The organism is Flavobacterium sp. HJSW_4 (assembly GCF_042436695.1).
In the GTDB taxonomy this organism is placed as follows: domain Bacteria; phylum Bacteroidota; class Bacteroidia; order Flavobacteriales; family Flavobacteriaceae; genus Flavobacterium.
In genome coordinates this window covers 1-22,755 of the sequence record NZ_JBHNPP010000016.1, presented here as the reverse complement: position 1 = coordinate 22,755, position 22,755 = coordinate 1, and the positions used below count along the sequence as shown (strand labels likewise).

General features: G+C 35.3%; 20 protein-coding genes. 8 read left to right on the top strand and 12 right to left on the bottom strand.

Going from position 1 to position 22,755, the window contains the following annotated elements; all coding sequences use genetic code 11:
- Positions 1 to 15 precede the first annotated feature (15 nt).
- The 3 genes from ACE01P_RS15445 to ACE01P_RS15435 all read left to right on the top strand — a co-directional run bounded on the left by ACE01P_RS15445 (position 16) and on the right by ACE01P_RS15435 (position 2,181).
- Positions 16 to 297, top strand: a complete 282-nt coding sequence (locus ACE01P_RS15445) for a hypothetical protein (RefSeq protein WP_379699459.1) — start codon at positions 16 to 18, stop codon at positions 295 to 297.
- 58 nt (positions 298 to 355) lie between these two features.
- A complete protein-coding gene (locus tag ACE01P_RS15440; protein ID WP_379699456.1) occupies positions 356 to 898 on the top strand; it encodes a hypothetical protein in 543 nt (180 codons plus the stop codon).
- A gap of 170 nt (positions 899 to 1,068) precedes the next feature.
- On the top strand, positions 1,069 to 2,181 hold the full coding sequence (locus tag ACE01P_RS15435; RefSeq protein ID WP_379699453.1) for a hypothetical protein: 1,113 nt from the start codon (positions 1,069 to 1,071) through the stop codon (positions 2,179 to 2,181).
- 63 nt (positions 2,182 to 2,244) lie between these two features.
- On the opposite strand, the gene ACE01P_RS15430 is transcribed toward ACE01P_RS15435, so the two are convergent.
- The 6 genes from ACE01P_RS15430 to ACE01P_RS15405 all read right to left on the bottom strand — a co-directional run bounded on the left by ACE01P_RS15430 (position 2,245) and on the right by ACE01P_RS15405 (position 8,682).
- Complete coding sequence (locus ACE01P_RS15430; protein WP_379699451.1) at positions 2,245 to 2,475, bottom strand: ferredoxin; 231 nt, start codon at positions 2,473 to 2,475, stop codon at positions 2,245 to 2,247.
- The gene (locus ACE01P_RS15425) at positions 2,475 to 3,716 is read right to left on the bottom strand and encodes a peptidase U32 family protein (RefSeq protein ID WP_379699448.1); all 1,242 of its coding nucleotides are present in this window, start codon (positions 3,714 to 3,716) and stop codon (positions 2,475 to 2,477) included. Before ACE01P_RS15425 ends, ACE01P_RS15430 begins: the two co-directional genes overlap by 1 nt.
- A gap of 313 nt (positions 3,717 to 4,029) precedes the next feature.
- The gene (gene tnpA / locus ACE01P_RS15420; RefSeq protein WP_379699446.1) at positions 4,030 to 4,425 is read right to left on the bottom strand and encodes an IS200/IS605 family transposase; all 396 of its coding nucleotides are present in this window, start codon (positions 4,423 to 4,425) and stop codon (positions 4,030 to 4,032) included.
- A gap of 24 nt (positions 4,426 to 4,449) precedes the next feature.
- Positions 4,450 to 5,808, bottom strand: a complete 1,359-nt coding sequence (locus tag ACE01P_RS15415) for a rhodanese-related sulfurtransferase (protein ID WP_379699443.1) — start codon at positions 5,806 to 5,808, stop codon at positions 4,450 to 4,452.
- A 179-nt stretch (positions 5,809 to 5,987) separates the two neighbouring features.
- Positions 5,988 to 7,655, bottom strand: a complete 1,668-nt coding sequence (locus ACE01P_RS15410; protein ID WP_379699440.1) for a SulP family inorganic anion transporter — start codon at positions 7,653 to 7,655, stop codon at positions 5,988 to 5,990.
- A gap of 64 nt (positions 7,656 to 7,719) precedes the next feature.
- On the bottom strand, positions 7,720 to 8,682 hold the full coding sequence (locus ACE01P_RS15405) for a polyphosphate kinase 2 family protein (protein WP_379699438.1): 963 nt from the start codon (positions 8,680 to 8,682) through the stop codon (positions 7,720 to 7,722).
- 259 nt (positions 8,683 to 8,941) lie between these two features.
- Between ACE01P_RS15405 and ACE01P_RS15400 the strand changes: the two genes are divergently transcribed.
- Genes ACE01P_RS15400 through ACE01P_RS15390 form a run of 3 tightly spaced genes read left to right on the top strand, consistent with a single transcriptional unit; the run spans position 8,942 to position 14,639 of the window.
- Positions 8,942 to 10,087, top strand: coding sequence for an efflux RND transporter periplasmic adaptor subunit (locus tag ACE01P_RS15400; protein ID WP_379699435.1), 1,146 nt, complete (start codon positions 8,942 to 8,944; stop codon positions 10,085 to 10,087).
- Between the two features lie 18 nt (positions 10,088 to 10,105).
- The gene (locus tag ACE01P_RS15395) at positions 10,106 to 13,279 is read left to right on the top strand and encodes an efflux RND transporter permease subunit (RefSeq protein WP_379699432.1); all 3,174 of its coding nucleotides are present in this window, start codon (positions 10,106 to 10,108) and stop codon (positions 13,277 to 13,279) included.
- Positions 13,272 to 14,639 (top strand): efflux transporter outer membrane subunit, encoded by a 1,368-nt coding sequence (locus ACE01P_RS15390; RefSeq protein WP_379699430.1) that lies wholly within the window; start codon positions 13,272 to 13,274, stop codon positions 14,637 to 14,639. The genes ACE01P_RS15395 and ACE01P_RS15390 overlap by 8 nt, the downstream gene beginning before the upstream one ends.
- A 130-nt stretch (positions 14,640 to 14,769) precedes the next feature.
- Here ACE01P_RS15390 and ACE01P_RS15385 read toward each other — a convergent pair whose 3' ends face one another.
- The 6 genes from ACE01P_RS15385 to ACE01P_RS15360 form a co-directional block, all read right to left on the bottom strand.
- Positions 14,770 to 15,180, bottom strand: a complete 411-nt coding sequence (locus tag ACE01P_RS15385) for a BrxA/BrxB family bacilliredoxin (protein ID WP_379699427.1) — start codon at positions 15,178 to 15,180, stop codon at positions 14,770 to 14,772.
- A gap of 106 nt (positions 15,181 to 15,286) precedes the next feature.
- Entirely contained in the window at positions 15,287 to 16,447 is a 1,161-nt protein-coding gene (locus tag ACE01P_RS15380) for a lycopene cyclase family protein (RefSeq protein WP_379699424.1), read from the bottom strand.
- Between the two features lie 18 nt (positions 16,448 to 16,465).
- The gene (locus tag ACE01P_RS15375; protein WP_379699422.1) at positions 16,466 to 16,930 is read right to left on the bottom strand and encodes a thioredoxin family protein; all 465 of its coding nucleotides are present in this window, start codon (positions 16,928 to 16,930) and stop codon (positions 16,466 to 16,468) included.
- Positions 16,931 to 17,021: 91 nt separating this feature from the next.
- On the bottom strand, positions 17,022 to 19,274 hold the full coding sequence (locus ACE01P_RS15370; RefSeq protein WP_379699420.1) for a TonB-dependent receptor domain-containing protein: 2,253 nt from the start codon (positions 19,272 to 19,274) through the stop codon (positions 17,022 to 17,024).
- A 217-nt stretch (positions 19,275 to 19,491) separates the two neighbouring features.
- Positions 19,492 to 20,400: an NAD(P)/FAD-dependent oxidoreductase gene (locus ACE01P_RS15365; protein WP_379699417.1), complete on the bottom strand. Its 909-nt coding sequence runs from the start codon at positions 20,398 to 20,400 to the stop codon at positions 19,492 to 19,494.
- Positions 20,401 to 20,601: 201 nt separating this feature from the next.
- A complete protein-coding gene (locus tag ACE01P_RS15360) occupies positions 20,602 to 20,955 on the bottom strand; it encodes a MerC domain-containing protein (RefSeq protein ID WP_379699414.1) in 354 nt (117 codons plus the stop codon).
- 93 nt (positions 20,956 to 21,048) lie between these two features.
- On the opposite strand from ACE01P_RS15360, the gene ACE01P_RS15355 reads away from it, so the two are divergent.
- Together ACE01P_RS15355 and ACE01P_RS15350 are read left to right on the top strand one after the other, a co-directional pair.
- Positions 21,049 to 21,441 (top strand): Fur family transcriptional regulator, encoded by a 393-nt coding sequence (locus ACE01P_RS15355; protein WP_379699412.1) that lies wholly within the window; start codon positions 21,049 to 21,051, stop codon positions 21,439 to 21,441.
- Positions 21,442 to 21,515: 74 nt separating this feature from the next.
- Positions 21,516 to 22,755 (top strand): Nramp family divalent metal transporter (locus ACE01P_RS15350; RefSeq protein ID WP_379699410.1); only part of this gene is annotated, 1,240 nt, incomplete at its 3' end.

Below are 22,755 nucleotides of genomic sequence, written 5' to 3'. Positions count from 1 at the left end.
ATTCAAGATTTTACAATGAAAAAAACTCTATTACTCATTTTCTCTACCGCGGTTGTTTTTACTGTACTTACTTTTTCGACAGCCAGTCTACAAAGACAAGTTGATGGAAGTGACAGATATGGTTTTCCAGCTTCTTTCTATGTCCTTTATAGTGAAATGGTTTACCCAACTCCTGTAGAAGAAATGACAAATTTCATTTTTCTGAATTTAGTATTTGATATCGTAATTGCTTTTTTAATTACAATCATCCTTTTTGGAATTTATAAGAAGACCAAAAAGCTATTCCTAAAAAACTAATTCAGAGATATTTGAAAAGTAAAATCTTGAAAGATTAAATAATATAATAAACTTAAAAATGAAAAGAATCTTAAATACCATAACTCTATTTCTAGTATTAATCGTTGGAAGTTTAGTTGCGACATCTTGTAATAACCTTTCGCCAGAAAAAACCTTTGAAATCGCTGCTTTAAATTCGAATTTATTGTCTCGTTTTGGAAGTAAAGAAATCAATGAAAAACTGCAATCAGAAGCGATGATTTATGATGAAAGCCAAAAAAAGATGGTTTCTTCTTCTTACTACGATGCTTTTAAATATGATATTACCAATTTAGAAACGCGTTTTCAAACTATTAAAGATATCGCTGAAGATGATGACAACAAAGAACTTCTTCAAGCATCAAAAGACTTATTTTCTTATGCGATTGCCAAACAAAAAGAAGGTTATTTGCCAATTGCTAAGTTGAAGGACGAAAAAGCTTCGCCAGAGCAGATACAAAAAGCAATTGCCAATTTTGATTCTTCAACTCAAAGCGAAATCGATGCAAAATTCACAAAACTGATGAATGTTGCTCAAGCTTATGTAGATAAGCATAATATTAATGCTAAAATTGGAATGTAAAAATTTACTTTTTCCAATTTAATAAATACACGCACCTATTTTGTAACGCTACAAATTAGGTGCGTTTTTTTCTTTAGAAGAACGAAATTTTATTAAGTTTACTCGTAAAAATATTGAGCCTTTAAATACCCCAAACCCTCTAAACTACTAATGAATACCTTTACTAGAAAATGAAAAAAATACAAATCGTTATAGCTGTTCTTTTAATATCCATTCCTTATTGCAATTCACAATCTAACTCCCGTTTTTTTTATGATGAGAGTAACTACAACACTACAAAAGAGATAAAATCATTTGACAATAAGCTTTTTGTATTAGGACAGCATTTTTTAAAAAAAGATTCTGTTCAGCATGTCACTTCTATTCTATGCACAGATACTGCATTGAATAAAATATGGGATAAGCATTTAGGAAATTATGATGCTGATGAGCGATTTGAAAGTTTTTCATTAGATCCTGATGGAAATTTATTTCTTAGCGGATATAATGGGAAACAGAAATCTGCACTCCTATCAAAACTTAGCACAACAGGCGAATTGCAATGGAAGAAAGAGTTTAACAACATAACTTCTTTTAACAATTTGGAAATTTACAATAACAACTCCTTAATTATTGCCGGCACTAAAAGTTTTCCTAACTCTGCAGTTACTACAGATAGCACGGTAATCTCCAAAACAGATTTTAATGGAAATATACTGTGGACAAAAACAATTTGCCCTGATATTGGACTTCGATTTTTAAAGCTTTTAGGCGATAAAATTATTCTTTGCGTCAATACGACCAACTCTCCCGTTTCGTTTCCAATTAGTAAATTATTTTGTTTAAATCAAAATGGAGAAATAGAATGGTCTTATGACCTTGATTTAAAAAACACGGCGATAGATTTCGGAGTAAAATCAATTAAACTTAAAATAGTTGATGATCAAAACATTTTGGTTCTTTGTCAGTCACATAATAGCCGTAATCCGATACTTGTTCTTCAAAAGTTTGATCAATCGGGAAAAAAAATTAGTTCATACAAAGTAGAACACACAGAGTTAACAAAAACAGAAAATCTTAACGACAAAGTAGTATTGCTTACAGGCCTGAGTTATTTTGTTTATGGAAAAAAGCCCTTGCAAATTATTCTAAAAGAAGACGAAAAAAAAGAACCATACTTCTGTTTGACTGAGACGGTTGACCATTTAATCGATTTTGTAACGATAAATAATGAACGTTATCTCATTGCCAATAAATTAGATTTAGAAAAACATTTTTCAAAATGGCAAATTTCAAAATTTTAAAATCATTCCAATAGATATATAAAAAAGAGCTGCGATTTGCAGCTCTTTATATTTTATTCAACTCTAAGTTTCCTTAACCGTAATAATCTTAACCGGACAAGCTTTTGCTGCCAATTCACAACTCTCTACAATGGCATGATTTGGCGATTTTAAAGTAAAAAAGCCTTTTGCATTCTGCGAATGAAGTAATACTGATTTTCCGTCTTTTTTTGATATTTGAAAATGAACTGGATCCATCTCAACGCAGTAATTACAACCAATGCATTTGTCTCTTTGTAAAGTGATGATAACCATTATGCCTCAACGATTTTATATAATTTGTCAGACATTCTGATTCTAAACGGCAATTTGAAAGTACAATCGTCTCCTTTTGTTGCTTTTTCTACAGTAAGATCGTTCACAAACATTTCGTCGATAATCATTTCTTGAGCTCCTGTGCTTGGACCTGTTACCAAAATTTTATCACCGATTTTAATGTCGTAAGCTTCAATTTTGAATTGACCAACTTCTGCTTTTGGGAAATAATGCGTTCCTTTTCCAACATAAACCTTCTTTTGAGTTGCAGCCGATCCAGGAATGTCGCTCCACTCTCCTAATTCTTGTCCTAAATAATATCCAGACCAGAAAGCGCGATTGTAAACTGTATTTAAAGCTTCCATCCAAACTGATGTTTTCTCTTTCGAGAAAGTGCCTTCGTAATACGCATCTATTGCTTCACGGTAAGTTTTGATAACCGTTGCTACATATTCTGGCGCACGTCCTCGTCCTTCAATTTTTAAAACTTGAATTCCAGAATCGATTACTTGGTCTAAGAAATCCAATGTACACAAATCTTTTGGCGACATCATGTATTCGTTATCCAATTCGATTTCGAAACCTGTTTCTTGATCGATAACGGTATATTTTTTTCGACAGTTTTGTTTGCAAGCACCACGATTTGCAGATGAGTTATGTGAATGCAAACTCAAATAACACTTCCCCGAAACCGCCATACACAAAGCGCCATGACCGAAAATTTCGATTTCAACTAAATTTCCGTTCGGACCTTTGATCTGTTCTTTTTCTATTTGTTCCGTAATTTTCTTTACCTGACGCAAACTCAATTCACGGCTCAAAACCATGGTATCAGCAAATAAGCTATAGAATTTAATGGTTTCGATATTCGTAACATTCAATTGAGTCGAAATATGAACTTCCATTCCAATCGATCTTGCCATTGCAATTACAGCTTGATCTGATGCAATTACAGCAGTAATATTAGCTTCTTTGGCTTTATTCAATAATGTTTTTACGACTGATAAATCGTGATCGTAAATAATAGTATTTAAAGTAAGATAGCTTCGAACATTTTTGGATTCGCAACGATTGGCAATTTCTTTCAAATCTTCGATCGTAAAATTGACTGTCGATCTTGCACGCATGTTGAGCTGTTCAACACCAAAATATATAGAATCACAGCCATTATCTAAGGCAGCCTGAAGCGACTCAAAGTTCCCCGCGGGAGCCATGAGTTCGATTGTATTGTTAACTGTCATTTTTGATTTATTATTCCGATGGCCTATTTTTCGAATTTAGCCATCTAACAATTGACAAAAATAATGTGGTATAGATTAGAATTCTATGATTTATATCATAGTCTGTATTTATAATTTATTTGTAGTAGCCCAACAATCGTTGCGCAATCTTCATCAAACATAGCCCACGGTTGAAACCGTGGGAAACGTATTGTTACGTAACGTTGTGGATTTGCATTGTGTACCCACGGTTGAAACCGTGGGCTATGTTTTTGTGGATTGTGGTATTTTTTGTATTTACCCCCTCATGGTTTATTGTCAAACCCATGCAGTTTTACAAATTCATCAAATTCATTTTGAGGTGATGCTGTTTTTGATTTTTGATATAATTAAAAACAACATGAAGCTGAGATTCGCTTACCGCGAAAGCTGCATAGCCAGTTTGCCACGCGAATTTTTCAAGGATTAGATTTTCTCCATTTATACAATGAGAAGAACCACCTTTCGCTTGACGAATTACATCTGAAATAGATTTTTTCGGATTTAGTAAAAACAAAACATGCACATGGTCAGGCATTCCATTTGTGATTCTAACTGAACAACCAAGTTCAATTAATTCATCGTGAATGTAATTGTGTACCTTTTTTTCTATTGAAAAATCAATTAATTCTGTACGATTTTTGGTTGCCCAAATGGCATGAATCCATAATTTGGAAAAAGAATGCGACATTGTAAATTAGGGTTTTTAAAACCGCTAATTTATAATTTTATAAACTTTATCTGACAATCTAATTCTGAAAGGAACTTCAAAAGTTACTTTATCACCAATTTTAGCAGTTTGAGTTGCTGCTCCATCAACAATGATTTTATCTAAAACCAATTCCTGATCGCCAGTTGTTGGACCAGAAATAAGAATTTTATCTCCAACGTTTAATTCGTGATTTTCAACAGTAAATTGTCCAACTTGTGCTTTTACATAATAATGCTCTGCTTTTCCAAGAAGTACTTTTTTGATTTTTATTTTCTGACGAATATCAGCTGGCTTTTGTGCTGTCGCTAAAGCTGTTTCTGGCAATTCACCTGAATGTTTGAACTTTAGATTTTCAGATTTTCCTTTTCTGAACACTTTATTCCCAACTTGTTTTCCTGTTCTCAAACGAACTTGGTCAACCAATGGCATGTGAACAATTTCTAAACATTCTGTAGAACAACAGTTATCCATTGCCGCTTTACATTCATCACATTGAATAAACAATAAATGGCAACCATCGTTTTCGCAGTTGGTGTGATTATCACAAGGTTTTCCGCATTGATGACATTGCGAAATGATATCATCTGTAATTCTTTCGCCTAGACGATTATCAAATACGAAGTTTTTACCAATGAATTTGCTTTCTAAACCTTCCTCTTTCAATTGTTTCGCATAGTTGATGATTCCACCTTCTAATTGATAAACATTTTTGAACCCTTGGTGTTTGAAATAAGCACTCGCTTTTTCGCAACGAATTCCTCCAGTACAATACATTACTAGATTCTTATCGTCTTTATGATCTTTAAGCTGTTCGTTGATAATTGGCAAACTTTCTCTAAAAGTCTCAACATCTGGAGTAATCGCACCTTTAAAATGACCAACTTCACTTTCGTAGTGATTTCTAAAATCTACTACAATTGTGTTTGGATCATCAAGGATTTCGTTGAATTCTTTGGCTTTCAAGTGAACGCCAATATTTGTAACATCAAAAGTATCGTCATTTAAACCGTCAGCAACGATTTTGTGACGTACTTTGATCGTTAATTTTAAAAATGAATGATCGTCTTGTTCAACAGCAACATTCAATCGTATGCCTTTCATGAAATCATACACCTCAAGAGTTTCTCTGAAAGCTTCAAAATTTTCAGCTGGAACACTCATTTGAGCATTTATTCCTTCGCTGGCAACATAAATTCGGCCTAATGCATCAAGGGCATTCCAGGCTACGAATAAATCATTACGAAATTTTTGTGGATCTTGAATTTTGGCATACGCATAGAAAGACAACGTAAGTCGTTGTTGTCCTGCATCATCGATCATGATGGCTCTTTCTTCTGCGCTCAAAGTGTTATACAGTTGCATGCTATAAACAGTTTTAAGTTAAGAATATATGTTTTTTTAGATTTTCTTTAAAATCTGTGGCAAATTTAGGGTTTATTTTCAGATTTAAAATGGTCTTAACTTAATTATGTACTTTTTTAACATCTTAATATCTTAATGCAACTTTGTAACTTTAAATTATTACACATTGATTCACAGCACTATGAATGTCTCGAACGCTGTACCAAATCATCTACAGAAACAGAACGACTTATATGTCCAAAGAGAATTTCAAGATTTTCTGCGCGAAGGCTGTCTCTAACATCCGAACGAGCTTCGGCTATTTTTAGATTAATGTTTATAGCCTGTAAATCAATAAAAAGATTCTTTAAAAAACGAGCACCCGCAATATCAATACGAGGAGAAGAATTCAAATCTAATATTACAGTTTTTAAAGAATCTTGTTCACTGTAGATTTTTTCCAAGATTCGTTCTTTAATATATTCTGCATTGAAATAAAATATGGAAGATTCAACTCTGACAATCAATACGTTTTCAATTTCCTCATTCTCTGGATGCCTTTTCAAATCGGTATAAATTCTAGTTCCTGGAACTCTTCCTAAAAAAGCTACATGTGGTTTTGAAGCAGACTTTAATAATAACAACAATGTTACGATTGTGGCGAGTAAAACTCCAGCTAGAATTCCCCATACCAATACACCTGCAAGCGCAATCATGACGACGCAAAATTCTTGTTTGTTTATTTTATAAAGGTGTCTCATTTCTTTCCAATCAAAAAGTCCTCTAATGGCAACTAAAACAATAGTCGCTAAAATCACCGTTGGCAGATTTTGAAGATAGCCCGTTAAAAACAAAAGACAGCATGCAATGGTGAAAGAAGCAAACAAAAGCGACAAAGGTGTCTTTGCTCCAGCAGCATTGTTTACAGCAGATTGTGACAAACCGCCTGCAACGGGATAACCATGCCCGAACGAAACAGCTGCATTTGCGACTCCCAATGCCAAAAGTTCTTGACGGGGATTAATAACATATCCGTTTTTTTGAGCCAAAGTGCGTCCGGCAGAAACACTTTCTATATAAGACAATAAAAAACAAGCCATTGCTAATGGCAAAACGCCATCTACATCTCGAATTCGGAGAGAAGGCAAATGAAATTCAGGAAGTCCAGTCGGGATAATTCCAACTGTTTTGAATTCTGCGTATTTTAATGATGTTGTCGAAATAAGAACAATAGATAAAACAACAATAAGAATTGCGACAGGTAGTTGCGGAGCTATTTTTTCTCCAACGATTAAAATGATTATCGCTATTATTCCGAAAATAAAAACCGCAGTATTCATATCTGGAATTTGATGCAAAAGATTACTAATTCGTTCTAAGAAATTATCTCCACCTCCTTCAACTCCAAATAATTTTGGCAATTGAGTCAAACCAATAGTAATTGCAGCCCCTGCCTTGAATCCGACCAAAACAGTTTCACTAATAAAATTAATGATGCCGCTTAACCTCAGCAAATAAGCAATGATGGCCATTACTGCAAATACCAATGCGGTGAGCGACGCAATTTCAGACCAACGTTCCACATTGCCGTTTGCCATGCCTGCTATAGTTGTTCCAACCAATAGAGAAATAGCAGATGTTGGTCCTATTGCAAGCTGTCTACTGGTTCCGAGCAAAGCATAAAAAATACCGCCAATGAGGTAACCGTAAATTCCGTATTGCGGAGGCAAACCTGCAAGCGTTGCATAAGCAAGAGAAACAGGGATTCCGTAAGCGGCCAATGTTACACCTGCAATACAATCTCTTTTTAGGTCTTTCTTATTATAGTTTTTAATCCAGTCTGCTGCTGGCAAAAGTTTAGAAATCATAATCGAAAAAGTTACGCGATTGGTAATTCACAAGCAATAAATCAATATCTATAGCTGCGAAAGTTTAATCTTTCTCTTCCAATAATGCTTTTTTAACTTCATTCAATTCCGCGATTTTTTCTGGACTCACTTTTGGATATTCTAAATCCATTTCGTCTAAAGCATGAATTATGGCAGAAGCAATTGCAATTCGAGCATACGATTTATTATCGGCTGGAATTACATACCAAGGCGATTTTTTGGTCGATGTATTTTTAATCAATTCTTCGTAAGCATGCATATAATCGTCCCAGTACCCACGCTCTTTGGCATCGGCTGCACTAAATTTCCAGTTTTTATCGGGGTTGTCAACTCTTTCTATAAATCTCTTTTTTTGTTCGTCTTTCGAAAGATTTAGAAAAAACTTAATGACAATGGTTCCGTTTCTAGTGAGGTATTTTTCGAAGTTTCGAATGTCTTCAAAACGATTTTCCCAAATGTCTTTGGTAATCAGTTTTTCAGGAATCTTTTGACCTTTCAGTATCGCTTCATGAACACGAACTACCAGCACTTCTTCATAATAGGAACGATTGAAGATTCCAATTCGACCTCTTTCTGGAAGATGTTTTTGACAACGCCATAAATAATCATGATCCAATTCTTCTGAGCTTGGCCCTTTAAAAGAAGAGACTTGACAGCCTTGCGGATTTATGCCCGACATTACGTGTTTTATTGCACCATCTTTTCCGGCAGCATCCATAGCTTGAAAAATAACAAGAACAGACCATTTGTCTTGAGCGTATAAAATATCTTGCATGGCCGCGAGAGCCTTAACTCCCATTTTTAATGTTTTTTGGATTATTGCTTTGTCTTCATCGCCAGAATAACATGTTGGTTTGTCTTTTAAGGAAAAATCTTTATCGTCACCGACACAAAATTGTTCAGAAAATTTCTTAGCGCGATGCAACAATTCTTTCTTGCTTATTTTTTTTAATTCATTGTCATTTCCTTCTGTTTTTTTGTGTTTTTTCTTGTTATTTTTTGACATAATTACAAAAGTTTTTGAATTATTATTACTCGTAAGTGAAATATTGAATTCTTACAAAAATGTAGTTTATCGATACAAAATGGCATTTCACCTGATTTATTGTTATCCATTGATATACAGATAAATAATATTTTAACTAAAATTAACGAAATTTCATCAATATCTGTTCATTTATCTAAAAAAACGCTAACTTAGCTCATGCACTTTATTGGTTTTTAGTTAGTTGTAATTAATGAATTTTACCTAAAAGAATTTAACAATGAACAAAATCTACTCCTCCGCAATCTTATTAAGTCTCTTGATGTTTTCTTGCAAAAAAGAAACACCTCCAAGCCCCAAACCATTAGAAATTTCTGTTACTTCTGTTTTACAGCAAGATGTGCAATTAGAATCGGAATATACGGGTCAGACTTTTGGTCAATCTGATATACAAATTAACCCACGAGTTGATGGTATTATCGAAAGTATGAATTTTAAAGAAGGAAGTTTTGTCAAAAAAGGACAAGTCCTTTACACTATTGATCCTTTACCGTACAGAGCTAAACTTAATGAAGCTGAAGGAGGTGCCGCAGAATCGCAAGCACGATTGTCTAAAACCAAAGCTGATTTGGATATGATCACTCCATTAGCAAAAATGAATGCAGTCAGCCAGAGAGAATTGATTTCAGCAAAGGCGGCGTATAATGCTTCACTGGCACAAATTAAGGCTTCAAGCGCATCTGTTCAAAATGCAAAAATTGAGTTGGGTTATTGTCAAATCTTGGCACCAATTTCAGGATTAATCGGTATTTCTAAAGTTCGTGTTGGAGATTATGTTAGACCTGGTGCCGCGTCTATTTTAAATACCATTTCAGATTTAGGAGATGTGAGGGTTCGATTTACTATCAGCGAACAGGAATTTCTGCGTCTTTACAGAGAATTCAATAAACCAAATTCTGCTTTGAAAGGTTCTGGCGCAACAGTTACCATAAAACTATCGGATGGTTCTACATATCCGGAGACAGGAAAAGTAAGTTTTGCCGACAGACAAATTGATCCTTCTACGGGAGCAATTACATTTGAAGCCGCATTTCCAAACCCAGATAAATTGCTTCGTCCTGGTCAATATGTAAAAGTGGCGCTGCTTACAGACATTCGCAAAGAAGCCATCGTAATTCCGCAGCGTGCCGTTATCGAAGTGCAAGGCATTTATCAGGTTTATGTAGTAGGCAATGACAATAAAGTACAAATGCAGATTGTAAAACCAGGTCCTACTGTTAAAAATGGTTATATCATTGAAGAAGGACTAAAACCTGGAGATAAGATAGCCATGGGAGGTACTTCATTATTGAAAAATGGAAGCGTCATTACTCCTAAAACCGTTCAATGGCAATTGGGCGATCCAGAAACTGTAGCTGCAAAGTAATCTAAATCACATACTATTATGGGAGAATTTTTCGTCCGAAGACCAATTGTTGCCATTGTAATTAGTATTATCATTGTGATACTTGGATTATTGGCACTACAAAAAACACCTATTTCTCAATATCCGGATATTAATCCGCCCGTTGTAAAAATTACAACTTCTTTTACAGGAGCAAATGCGCTGAATGTGGAACAGGCAGTTGCGACTCCTATTGAGCAAAAAGTGAATGGTGTTGAAAATATGCTATACATGAAATCGATCAATACTTCTGATGGAGCTTGTACCATTGAAGTTACTTTCGATGTAGGAACCAATCTGGACAACGCCAATATGTTGACTCAAAACAGACAAAACCAGTCTGCTCCATTTATGCCTTCGAGTGTAAAACAGCAAGGTGTCGTTGTAAAAAAGTCACTATCGTTTCCGATGATGTTATTCACCATTACCTCAACCAATCCGAAATACGATGCTAAGTTCTTAAACAACTATGCGAGTATCAATGTTGTTGACCAGCTGGCTCGTATAAAAGGAGTTGGAGAGGTAACGCTTTTTGGAGGAAGCGACTACTCTATGCGTATTTGGCTAAAAGCCGATATGATGAGTAAACTTGGCGTAACGGTTGAAGATGTCAAAAATGCGCTGAACGCACAAAACATGATTAGTCCAGGAGGGAAATTTGGAGCCGAACCAGCACCTCCGAATACTGAGTTTACATACGGTGTAACGCTTCAAGACCGTTTAGTTACCGAAAAAGAATTTGGAAACATTGTGGTTCGAAGTAAAGAAGACGGAGCTCAAGTTTTAATGGGAGATATTGCCCGTATTGAATTAGGAACAGAAAATTACAGTTCATCAGCCAGAAGAAACAGTTCTCCAAGTGCGGTTATTGCCTTGTACCAAATGCCAGGAAGTAACGCCCTTGATGTTGCTGAAAATGCAAAAGCAGCAATGAAGCAATTATCGGAAAAGTTTCCGCAAGATATTGTATACCAAGAATCTTTAGACACAACGCTAGCTATTACTGCTGGGGTTGATGATATTGTACATACTCTTTTTGAAGCTATTATTCTGGTAATTTTAGTGGTATTTATATTTCTACAAAACTGGCGCGCTACTTTAATTCCGTTAATTACAGTTCCCGTTTCGTTGATTGGGACCATTGCGGTTTTCCCGATGTTAGGATTTTCGATCAATACACTTTCTCTTTTAGGATTAGTATTAGCAATTGGTATTGTAGTCGATGATGCTATTGTGGTTGTTGAAGCCGTAATACATCATATCGAACATGGAAAAAATCCGCGAGAAGCAACAATTCAGGCAATGAAAGAAGTTTCTGGACCTGTAATCGCCATTGCCTTAATTCTGTGTGCCGTTTTCATCCCAGTTGCGATGACACCCGGAATCACTGGACGTTTTTACCAGCAATTTGCCATAACCATTGCCGTCTCGGTCGCCTTCTCGGCATTTAGCGCTTTATCTTTAAGTCCCGCACTTTGTGCCATGCTTTTAAAACCCACAAAACCTATTGACCAGCAAAAAGGATGGCTTGCCAAATTCTTTTCTTGGTTCAACAGAGTTTTTGAAAATGTAACTGGAAAATATATTGGCGGAGCAACATTCTTTGCAAAAAAAGCAATGCGCATTGTGGTTTTACTAGCCGTTATACTTGTGGCAATTGTCCTTTTAGGCAAAAAAATTCCGTTAGGATTTATTCCAGAAGAAGATCAGGGTTATGTCTTGGTAAATATTGCTTTGCCTCCTGCTTCATCATTACAGCGCACCGATGAAATTTCGAAAAAAGTAGACAGTTTCCTTAAAGAAGAAAAATCTATTTTATCATATACCACGATAAACGGATTTAGTATGCTTACCAATTCTTATCAGCCAAATAATGCTTTTATTTTCATTTCACTAAAACCTTGGGAAGAAAGAGCGGAAACGGCCAAACAATTTGTAGACCGATTCAATAAAAAACTGGCAACTCAAATTACGACTGCGACTTGTTTTTCATTCGGTCCGCCCGCGATTCAAGGTTTGGGTGCTTCGGCAGGTTTTAGTTTGATGCTTCAAGACCGAGGAGGAAATACACCTCAATATTTAGCAGAACAAACTCAGAACTTTATTGCGGCTGCACAACAGCGTCCTGAAATAAAACGAATTTACACCACTTTTAATGCTGGTACTCCGCAAATCAAATTGGATATCGACAACGATAAGGCCATGAAATTAGGCATACCCGTCTCTAAAGTCACCGAAGCACTCGGAGCATTTTTGGGAGGAAGTTATGTAAATGATTTTAACCGTTTCGGCCGTCAGTATAAAGTGTATGTTCAAGGTGAAGCCGTTAATCGTGTGAAACCAGAGGACTTAAACATGATTTATGTCAAAAATAGCAAAGGCGATATGCTTCCTGTTTCGACATTGGTTACAGCAACCAAAGTGTCTGGCCCTGATTTTACAAACCGTTTGAATTTATTCCGTTCTGCTGAGATTGGAGGAAGTCCAAATGATGGTTATAGTAGTGCTCAGGCTTTGACAGCTTTAGAAGAAGTTGCCAAACAGACTTTGCCTGCCGATATGAGTTTCGATTACATCAACTTATCGTATCAAGAAAAGCATTCTCCTGGAGGAGGATCAGTATTTGTGATGGCTTTAGTATTTGTATTCTTAATTCTTGCCGCGCAATACGAAAGCTGGAAATTACCATTCAGCGTACTTCTTGGAGCTCCTTTCGCAGTATTTGGAGCACTTTTAGGACTTCTTTTAGCAAGATTTGGAAGCGATGCTTACGTGAACAACGTTTTTGCTCAAATCGGACTCGTTCTCCTCATCGGATTGGTAGCTAAAAATGCTATTCTAATTGTCGAGTTTGCCAAAGAAGAATATGAAAAAGGAAAACCTCTTTACGAATCGGCAATGTATGCGGCAAGACTTCGTTTTCGTCCGATCTTGATGACTGCCTTTGCTTTTATTCTTGGGGTAGTTCCATTATTGACCGCTACAGGTGCAGGATCGCAAGCGCGTATTGTAATGGGAATGGCAGTATTTAGCGGTATGTTAGTCGCCACTATTTTAGGGGTATTAATTGTACCTGGTCTATTTGTTATGATTGAAAGAATTGGACACAAGAAAGAGGAAACAATCGTAGCGACAGAAAATAATGTAGAATCAAATACTACAGACCATGAGTAAGAAATATAAAATAATCGTGATTATATTGGTTATTTCCTTATTTCCAGCCGGATGTATGGTAGGACCAAAATATAAAAAACCAGAACAGTTAAAATCAGAATCTTATTTAAATGAGAGGAATTTAGACAGTCTCGCTTCGGTAACCAACGTAAAATGGTTTGATTTGTTTAATGATGATGTTTTAAAGGATCTTATAACAAAAGGCCTTCAGAATAATTATGATCTCAAAATTGCAGTTTCAAGAATTGAACAACTTCGTGCTGAATTAGGTTATGCTAAAGCAGATTTATTTCCAGCTTTCCAATATGGCGCTACCATAAACAGCAATGAGAAATATATTACTCCGTCTACAGCTGGAGCCAGTATGTCTTGGGAACTTGACTTTTGGGGAAAATTTCGTCATGAAAATAATGCTGTAAAAAACGAACTTCTTGCAACTGAAGAAGCGCGTAAAGTAGTATTGTCTGAAATTGTTACGAATATTGCGGTTGCATACTTTCAGATGAGAAATTTTGATGATCAGCTCGAAATAACCAAACATACTCTTGAAACAAGAGAGAAATACTACCAAATCATAAGCGAAAGATTTGCAAAAGGTTACATTTCTGAAGTTGACAAAGCACAGATTGAACAACAAGTTGCCATTGCTGAAGCCGCAATACCAAACATTCAAAGACAAATAACATATTACGAAAATACAATTGCCTTGCTTACTGGTCAGCTTCCTTCTGAAATCCCTAGAGGAAAAAGCAATACAGAACTGCAAATTGTAAGTCAAATTCCGTTGTCAATTCCATCTGCTTTGTTAGAAAACAGACCCGATGTAAAAGCTGCCGAATTAAGATATGCAGCAGCAAATGAAAGAATTGGTGTGGCTCAAGCCATGCGTTTTCCTTCTATTAATTTAGCCGCAATCGCAGGATTTGCTAGTGCCGATTTAAGCAATCTGTTTTTAGGAAGTTCTTACATGCAAAATGCTTCTGGCGGAATTGCAGGTCCTATTTTTGCTTTCGGAAAAAACAAAAGAAGAGTTGAAATCAACAGACAACAAGCAGAACAATTCAAATTCATTTACCAGAAAACGTACATTGGTGCCGTTTCCGAAGTTGAACAATCCATACAAAACGTTAGAACATATCAAGAAGAATGGAAAGCACGCAATAGACAAGTTCAAGCGGCTTTAATCAACTACAAACTATCTCACGAAAGATATGATAGCGGTTACGTTTCTTACTTAGAAGTTTTAGATGTAGAAACCAACCTTTTTAATGCACAATTAAGTCTTGCACAATTATCAGAAAGACAATTAAGTTCGATGATCGAATTGTACAAAGCACTCGGCGGGGGATGGAACATGTAAGGTACAAAGGTACTAAGTTGCAAAGGTTCAAAGGTTTCTTCACTATACAAATAAAAAAGGCACTATTTTCATAGTGCCTTTTTTTTATACTTTCTAACTCTGTACCTTTGTTACTTTGAACCTTAACGAATTAACAAAATTCGTTAAACGCATCTTGCAAATTCTCAGCGATTAATTCAGCTGGACGTCCTTCGATGTGGTGACGCTCTAACATGTGAACCAATTCTCCGTTTTTAAACAAAGCCATAGATGGCGAAGATGGAGGAAATGGGAACATATGTTGTCTTGCAGCATCAACAGCTTCTTTGTCAACACCTGCAAAAACAGTAATTAAATGATCTGGTTTTTTAGCTCCTTCCAAACTCATTTTTGCTCCTGGACGTGCATTTCTTGCAGCACACCCACAAACAGAGTTTACAACAACTAAAGTGGTACCTTCAGCTTTGATCGCGTTCTCAACAGCTTCAGCACTATGTAAGTCTTGAAAACCAGCAGCTGTTAATTCAGCTTCCATTGGTCTTACCATATCTAGTGGATACATATTCTTTTGTTTTAAATTGTACTTTTTGAACTGCAAAGTTACGAAGTTTACTCGCAACTAGTTACTTTGAAGTATAAAGTTTTGTTATAGTTTGATATTAATATCTTTATTTAAATAAAACTCTAAATAACGCCTGAATAAACGGTCTTTTCGGACATTTCAGAATCACCTTTAAATCCTCGACTAAATTGGTTTCTTCATCCAAGAATTTAAAAATCAGTTTTGGATTGCCTTTTCGAAATAGCGACGAAAAAATAGAACTTCCCAATTCGTTATGACGATACAGAATATCCAAAAGCAATAAATCGTAAAACCAAAACTTAGATTTTTTGTGAAAGTTTTTCATTTCAAAGTCTTTCTTTTGAATAAACTCCACTAAATCCGAAGATTTCTTATCTGAATTTTTAAACGTATAACCCGTACTCGCTTTTGTCCAACCGCCTGCCGTACCAATATTCAATACTCGTTTGGTATTTTTTTCCCAAAAAGGATAGCAAGTCATCGGAATGCTTCCCTCCTCTTTTTCCAAAATTTCGTAGTGTTCCGAACCTAATTTCTTCAGATAAAGTTCAATCTCTTTTTCGTATTCTTCTTTTGAAAGCAATTTTTCAGAAAACAAAGTATATTCAACCAAAGCCTCCGTTTTTGAAGTTGGCAAAATATACATAAATCTCGTATTCCCTTTTTGTTCTACCGAAAAGTCCATGAAAGTGACTTCTTCAGGATTGAAAACCTCCTCTTTCGTTTTCACAAACCAGCCCACAAAATGCTGTTGCAAAACGGGATATTTGTTTTGCCTTTCGGCGAAAGCCTTAGTATAAATACTATTGAAAAGATAATTACAAGTGTATCGATTTTCTTCTGTACCAACAAAAACATGTGTTTCCAATTCGTTGATATCGGTTATTTTTTCTTTTAAAAAAGTAATATTGGACTGTTTTGAAATGGCTTCAAAAACAAAATCATAAAAGTCTAAACTATTGATTTTATTGTATGAATAAGGATTCAAGTCTAAATCCCGCTTAAATTTTTCATTAGCAAATAAAGCCAAATCCCATTTTTTTGAAATAACCGAATTCCAAACACTTTCTTCTTTTTCCCAAAAACACCAAGTTCTGTCATTGGTTTTCTTTGCATTTTGATCTAACAATAAAATCGATTTATCGGAGAATTTTCCAGACAAAACCATTTTGTAAACCGTCATCAAAGACGCGAGTCCAGTTCCTGTAAAAATGTAGTCGAAATGTGGGATTTGCGAAGAATTCATTCTCAAAAATAAGAAAATTTACTTTTCCAGATTTTCTAATAACACTTTAAAATCTTTTAGCCCCAAATAATTATTGTATTGAAAGATAATTTCATTCTTATCATTCAAAACACATAAAATCGGATACGCCATTTGGTTGTTTATCCTTCCCAATTCTAAAGCCAGTTCATGAACGCCAACATTATTGCCTGAAGGCTGATATTTGAAAGTATGATTAGCGAATGTAATATCTCGTTTTTCTTCTGCATTGAAATCAATAAAATAGAAATTGGAGTTTAGTTTGTCTATTATTTCCTGATCTTTAAATGTTGTGGCTTTCATTCTCTGGCAAAACTGACACCAATCGGTATGAATGAAAACAATGGTTTTTCGTTTTTGGATTTGTTGCAAGCTGTCTATTTCCTCAAAAGTTCTGCTTTTTAATTGGCAAAATCCCGTTGAAGTTATTCCGAAGAAAAGAATAAATAGAAGAAGTTTTTTCATTGTTTTTTGTTTTGCCACGAATTACACGAATTTACACAAATTAAATTCGTGATAATTGGTGCAATTCGTGGCAACATTTCGTTTAGATCTTTTACCTAAAAGTATATCGCAATCCTAAAAATCCGCGAATAGTTTGGTTTTGCCCATAAACATAAGTCGTATCAAAGGTCAAACCATACGGATTGTCTGGCGTTACCAATACTTTTCCAGCCGAATCGTATTGTACATTTTTATCGAAAGGATCATTTGTTCTCGAAATCAAAAACGGATTATTTTGTTTTGGTGTAAAGTTCAGCAGATTCTTGATTCCGCCATAAACTTCAAAATCTTTCCATCCCGAATAGGTAAACTGAATATTCTGAATGCTATACCAAGGCGATTTCGGACTTCTCGGATCAGTTTCGCTCAACAAAGGCAATTTCATCGGACTATAAACATTTCCCGTATAATCCATCGATAAATGCCAAGGTTGAATTTTGTATGAAACACTCCAAGTTCCTGTGAAATTCTCCGTCAAATAAGGTCTTTCTGAAATTCCGTTCTCCACATTTTTATTGTCTAAAACCGTTGCGCCTACAATAAATTTTAATCCCGACGGAAAATTAAGATCCACATTCGTACTTATTCCTTGACTTATCGCATAACCATCAATATTGTCATAGATGATTTCGTTTGGATTCGTCTCATAATCTGAAATAATCTTATTGCTAAATCTCGTATAAAAAGCAGTCGTTTCAATTCCCATAAACGTTCCATTTCCAAAATTGATTTTCTGAATATAATTCAAATTCACATTTACAGATTGTTCGGGTTTCAAATCATTTTTGATAATAACATCTCTAGAACCCGTTAACGTCGCATGATCTTCAGTAAACAAATTTACAACGCGAAATCCAGTTCCAGCATTTAATCTAAAAATCGTGTTTTCGTTTGCTTTAAATCGATAAGCAAATCTTGGTGTGAAAATAGAACCATGAATCGAGTTGTAATCATATCGCATTCCCAACAAAACCTGACTTTTTGGAGAAAACGTAATTTCGTCTTGAACAAAAATTCCTGGAAGCCAAGTGTTTTCAGCTTCTTTGGTTGCAGGCGTATTGTCATCGTAATACGTATATCGACTTGCAATTCCCGCCAACAAATCGTTTCGTCCGATTTTTTTATCCCAAGTCAGCTGCAAAAATCCAATTTTCTGATTAGCGATATAAGAAGTAGTTCCATATCGGCTATCTTGATAATGAACATTTCCAGAAAAAGAAAGCATCAATTTTTCTTCAAAAGGCAATTGATAACTTCCAATTAATTCAGCTCTTTTAGTATAAATGCTTTCGCCGTAGATTTCATCGCCACCTCTATATTTCTTTTCCCAACGAATGTCTCCACCCCAGCGATCCTCATACATTCCGCGCGCTGCAATCGTAAAAAGGCGATTTTGATTTCGTTTAAAACTCCATTTATTGAAAACCGAAATTCGTTCAGAAAGCGTAACATCGGTAAAATTGTCTTTGTCTTTATCAATAACCTGATCATAATTGAAGTAATTTACGCCAATAAGCGAAGTCGCTTTTTTCCCGACATTAAACTTAGTTCCCAAATCGAGATTGCTTTCAAAATAAGAAGTCGTAAAATAATCGGCTGAAAAAGTCGGCGCTGATGTTGGATTTTTAGTAATAATATTGATCAAACCGCCAACAGCTTCACTTCCGTAAAGCGACGAAGCGGGGCCTTTTACAATTTCAATTCGTTCGACCAAAGAATTCGGAATTCCCGACAAACCATAAACCGTCGAAAGACTGCTCACAATTGGCATTCCGTCAATCATCACCAAAGTGTACGGACCTTCTAATCCATTTATATGAATATCTCCCGTGTTGCAAACGCCACAATTCAACTGCGGACGAACGCCATTTATGTTTTGAAGCGCATCGTAAATACTTGGCGTTGGATTTTTCTTGAAGAAAACTGGAGAATAAACCTCAACGGGAACGGCACTTTCTAATCTTTTTACGGGTTTTAAAGTTCCCGAAACTACAACTTCGTTCAGTTCATTTTGATCTTCTTCTAATTCAAAATCAAGATTCAGATTTTCATTTTCTGCAACTAAAATCTTTTGGGTTATCGGTTTGAATCCAGTCGAGGTCACTGCGATTTTATAAGAACCGCTTGGAATATTTTCTAGTTTATAAAAACCTAGAGAATCTGTTTGTGTTCTAAAGTTTGTGTTTAATAAACGAATGCGAATTCCTTGAATTGATGGCACATTCATTTCCACTTTTCCAGAGATATTTTGAGAATAAAAGTTTTTAGTTGAAAGTATTAATATTGTCAAAAATAAATATTTCATTATTGTAAAATTAAATTTAGACAAAACTAAAAATTAAATTCGACATACAATTATTCTTGAAACAGAAATTTTCAAACTGATTGAATTCAATATGTTAGATTTTTGTTTTCGCCAAATAATTAAACCATATAAGTCATATAAGCTTCCCCTTAAATGAAACTTATATGACTTATATGGTTTAAAAAACTTTGCGTCTTTGCGAACAATTTTCAAGAGCTTATTTAAAATCTTCGTCAATAAGTTCTTTATTAATTACCGCTCCGGCGAAAGATCCAGAAGAAACCGCCAAGGCAACAGAACGCATTTGGGTCGTCGCATCACCGCTTCCGAAAATACCTGGAATTGTAGTTTTCTGCATAAAATCGACTTTTAAATATCCTTGTTCATTAATTTCACAGCCAAGATCTTGCGGTAATTTACAATGCTGTTCAAATGGAACTCTTGCGTAAATAGCTTTTACATCAACTTTTTCTCCGTTTTTAAAAACAATATCTGAAACATAACCTTCATTATGATTTATCGAATTTATTTCTTCTTCTAAAATCAAAACGCCATGATTTTTAAGAATCTGCTTTTGTTCCAAAGTCAATTCTGATTTTCCATTAGTGCACAAACGAAGGTCTTTTGTCCAATTCGAAATCAATTTGGCAAATTCAAATCCCATTTCGCCATTAGCAATAATCGCTGTTTTTTCATTTTTGACTTCATAACCATGACAATACGGACAATGCAAAACTGAAATTCCCCAACAATCTGCAAAACCTTCAATTTCTGGAAGTAAATCTTTTACGCCTGTTGCGAATAATACTTTTCTCGCCGTAAAGATTTCTCCAGATTCAGTTTCAATTTCAAAACCTTTTTCTGTTTTAAGCGCTTTTATGGCTAGTCCGTTATAGAATTGAACGGTTTTATAAATATCAACTTGCAATTTGGCTTTCGCCGAAATGACTGCAGGCTTTTCACCGTCTTGTGTTATAAAATTATGAGAATACGGCGTCTGTCTGTTGCAAGGCAAACCGCTGTCGATAACCAAAACCTGACGTAAAGCACGTCCTAAACTCATTGCCGCTGAAAGTCCGCTATAACTTCCGCCAACGATAATCACTTCAAAATGCTTCTGTTCCATATTTTTATTTTTAATCTGTGAGTGAAATTGCTTTTAACACATAGAAACATAGCTTTTAGGATTTTGTAAAAGGCGTTTCACTTAGAATAATTAGACATAGAACTATGTGTTAAAGCTTGCTTTTTCTGTACTCTTAAAAGAAACAATAAAATCTATGTTCCTATGTGTTTAAATTAAATATACTTTCACCCAATGGTTATTTTAATGATTTTGTTTTCTATGTAATTTGTAATTGATTAAATGTCCGATGATCATTCCGATTCCTCCGAAATAAATCAGATCAAGGTGAATTTCCAAAAGAAGTTCTGTCAAAATGCTGATCCAAATCAGCGCCATTGAAACAACTAAAATTGTCGATACCAAAAGAGCCGATTTTTTTATAATTTTGAGAATTGCAAAGAGACCTATCGAAGCAAAGAGTAAATCTATAAATGGGTTATGACTCAATCCTAAAGGAAGGATCGTTAAAAAAGGAAAAATCAAACAGTGAACCAGACAAATGGTCGCGCTTGAAATTCCTAAAATATCGTAAAAGGATGTGCTTATTTTCTTCATTATGTGTACTTTTGCTTAATGCAATTTTGTTGCAAATATACATATTTTTATCAATTGCAACATTGTTGCGTTTAATTTTTAATTCCGTAAAAAATGAAAACTACACGTAATACCGCAGCAAAGACGGCTGTTTTAGAGGTATTTGAAAAATCTAAAACTGCTCTTTCGCATACCGAAATTCACAAACAATTAAATGATTTGTGCGATCGCGTTACCATTTACAGAATTCTAGATCGATTAATTAACGAGGACATAATTCATAAAATTTCGAATTTGGACGGAACGGTAAAATATGCCAAATGCAATCATTCGCATCAGCGAGTACACATTCATAACCATGCACATTTTAGCTGTGAGAATTGCCATGAGATAACTTGTCTTGAAAGTGTAAAACCGAGTTACATCATGCCGCATAATTATAAAGTAAATGAGATCAATTTCACTTTATCAGGATTATGTCCGAATTGTTTAAATTCTAACATTTAACTTTTAGACTCGTCTAAAAATATTGTTTCGCGAATATAATTTTTATCTATATTTGTGAAAACAATACTTTTACAATGACTAAATCTTTAGAAGAAGTCCACGAATCGGTTTCTACAGAAAATAAAAAAAAAGGTTTTAGAAAAATTTTAGCCTTCTTAGGCCCTGCATATTTAGTAAGCGTTGGTTATATGGATCCAGGAAACTGGGCGACTGACATTGCCGGTGGAAGCCAATTCGGTTACACTTTAGTTTGGGTTTTATTAATGAGTAATTTAATGGCTTTGCTTTTGCAGAGTCTAAGTGCTCGTCTCGGAATTGTAACACAGCGCGACCTTGCGCAAGCTTCAAGAGAAACTTATTCCAAGTACATCAACTACATTTTATATTTCCTTGCCGAAATTGCAATTGCTGCCTGCGATTTGGCAGAAGTTCTCGGAATGGCGATCGGAATCAACTTGCTTTTCGGAATTCCGTTACTCGAAGCAGTTCTGATTACCGTTTTAGACACCTTTTTATTGCTTTTCCTGATCAATAAAGGAATTCGCAAGATGGAAGCCTTCATTATAGCTTTAGTAGCGATTATTGGATTCTCTTTCATTTTCGAAATGATTTTCGCCGAACCAGAAGTTCATAAGGTTTTGGCTGGGCTTATTCCTTCAATTCCAAATTCGGCTGCTTTATATATTGCTATTGGAATTATCGGAGCAACTGTAATGCCACACAATTTGTATTTGCATTCGTCTTTAGTGCAAACGAGAAAATTCGACAGAACTCCGGCGGGAATCAAACAAGCTTTGAAATACAATTTTATAGATTCTACCATTGCATTAAATCTGGCCTTTTTTGTAAACGCCGCAATCTTAATTCTTGCCGCCGCGACTTTCCATAAAAACGGAATGTATGAAGTTGCAGAAATTCAGGATGCACACAAATTCTTAGAACCGCTTTTGGGAACAAAATGGGCGCCAGCTTTATTTGCTATTGCCTTGATCGCAGCGGGACAGAGCTCGACTGTAACGGGAACGCTTGCCGGGCAAATCGTAATGGAAGGTTATCTTCATTTTAGAATTCAGCCTTGGGTTCGTAGAATTATTACGCGTTTAATTGCCATTATTCCTGCCGTGATTGTGATTTTGATTTATGGCGAAAGCGTGACAGGGAAACTCCTAATTCTGAGTCAAGTCATTTTGAGTTTGCAATTGGGCTTTGCGATTATTCCGCTGATTCACTTTGTGAGTGACAAATCAAAAATGAATGGTTTTCATATTTCTAGAACCACTCAGGTTGTTTCTTGGATTATTGCTTCGATTATTG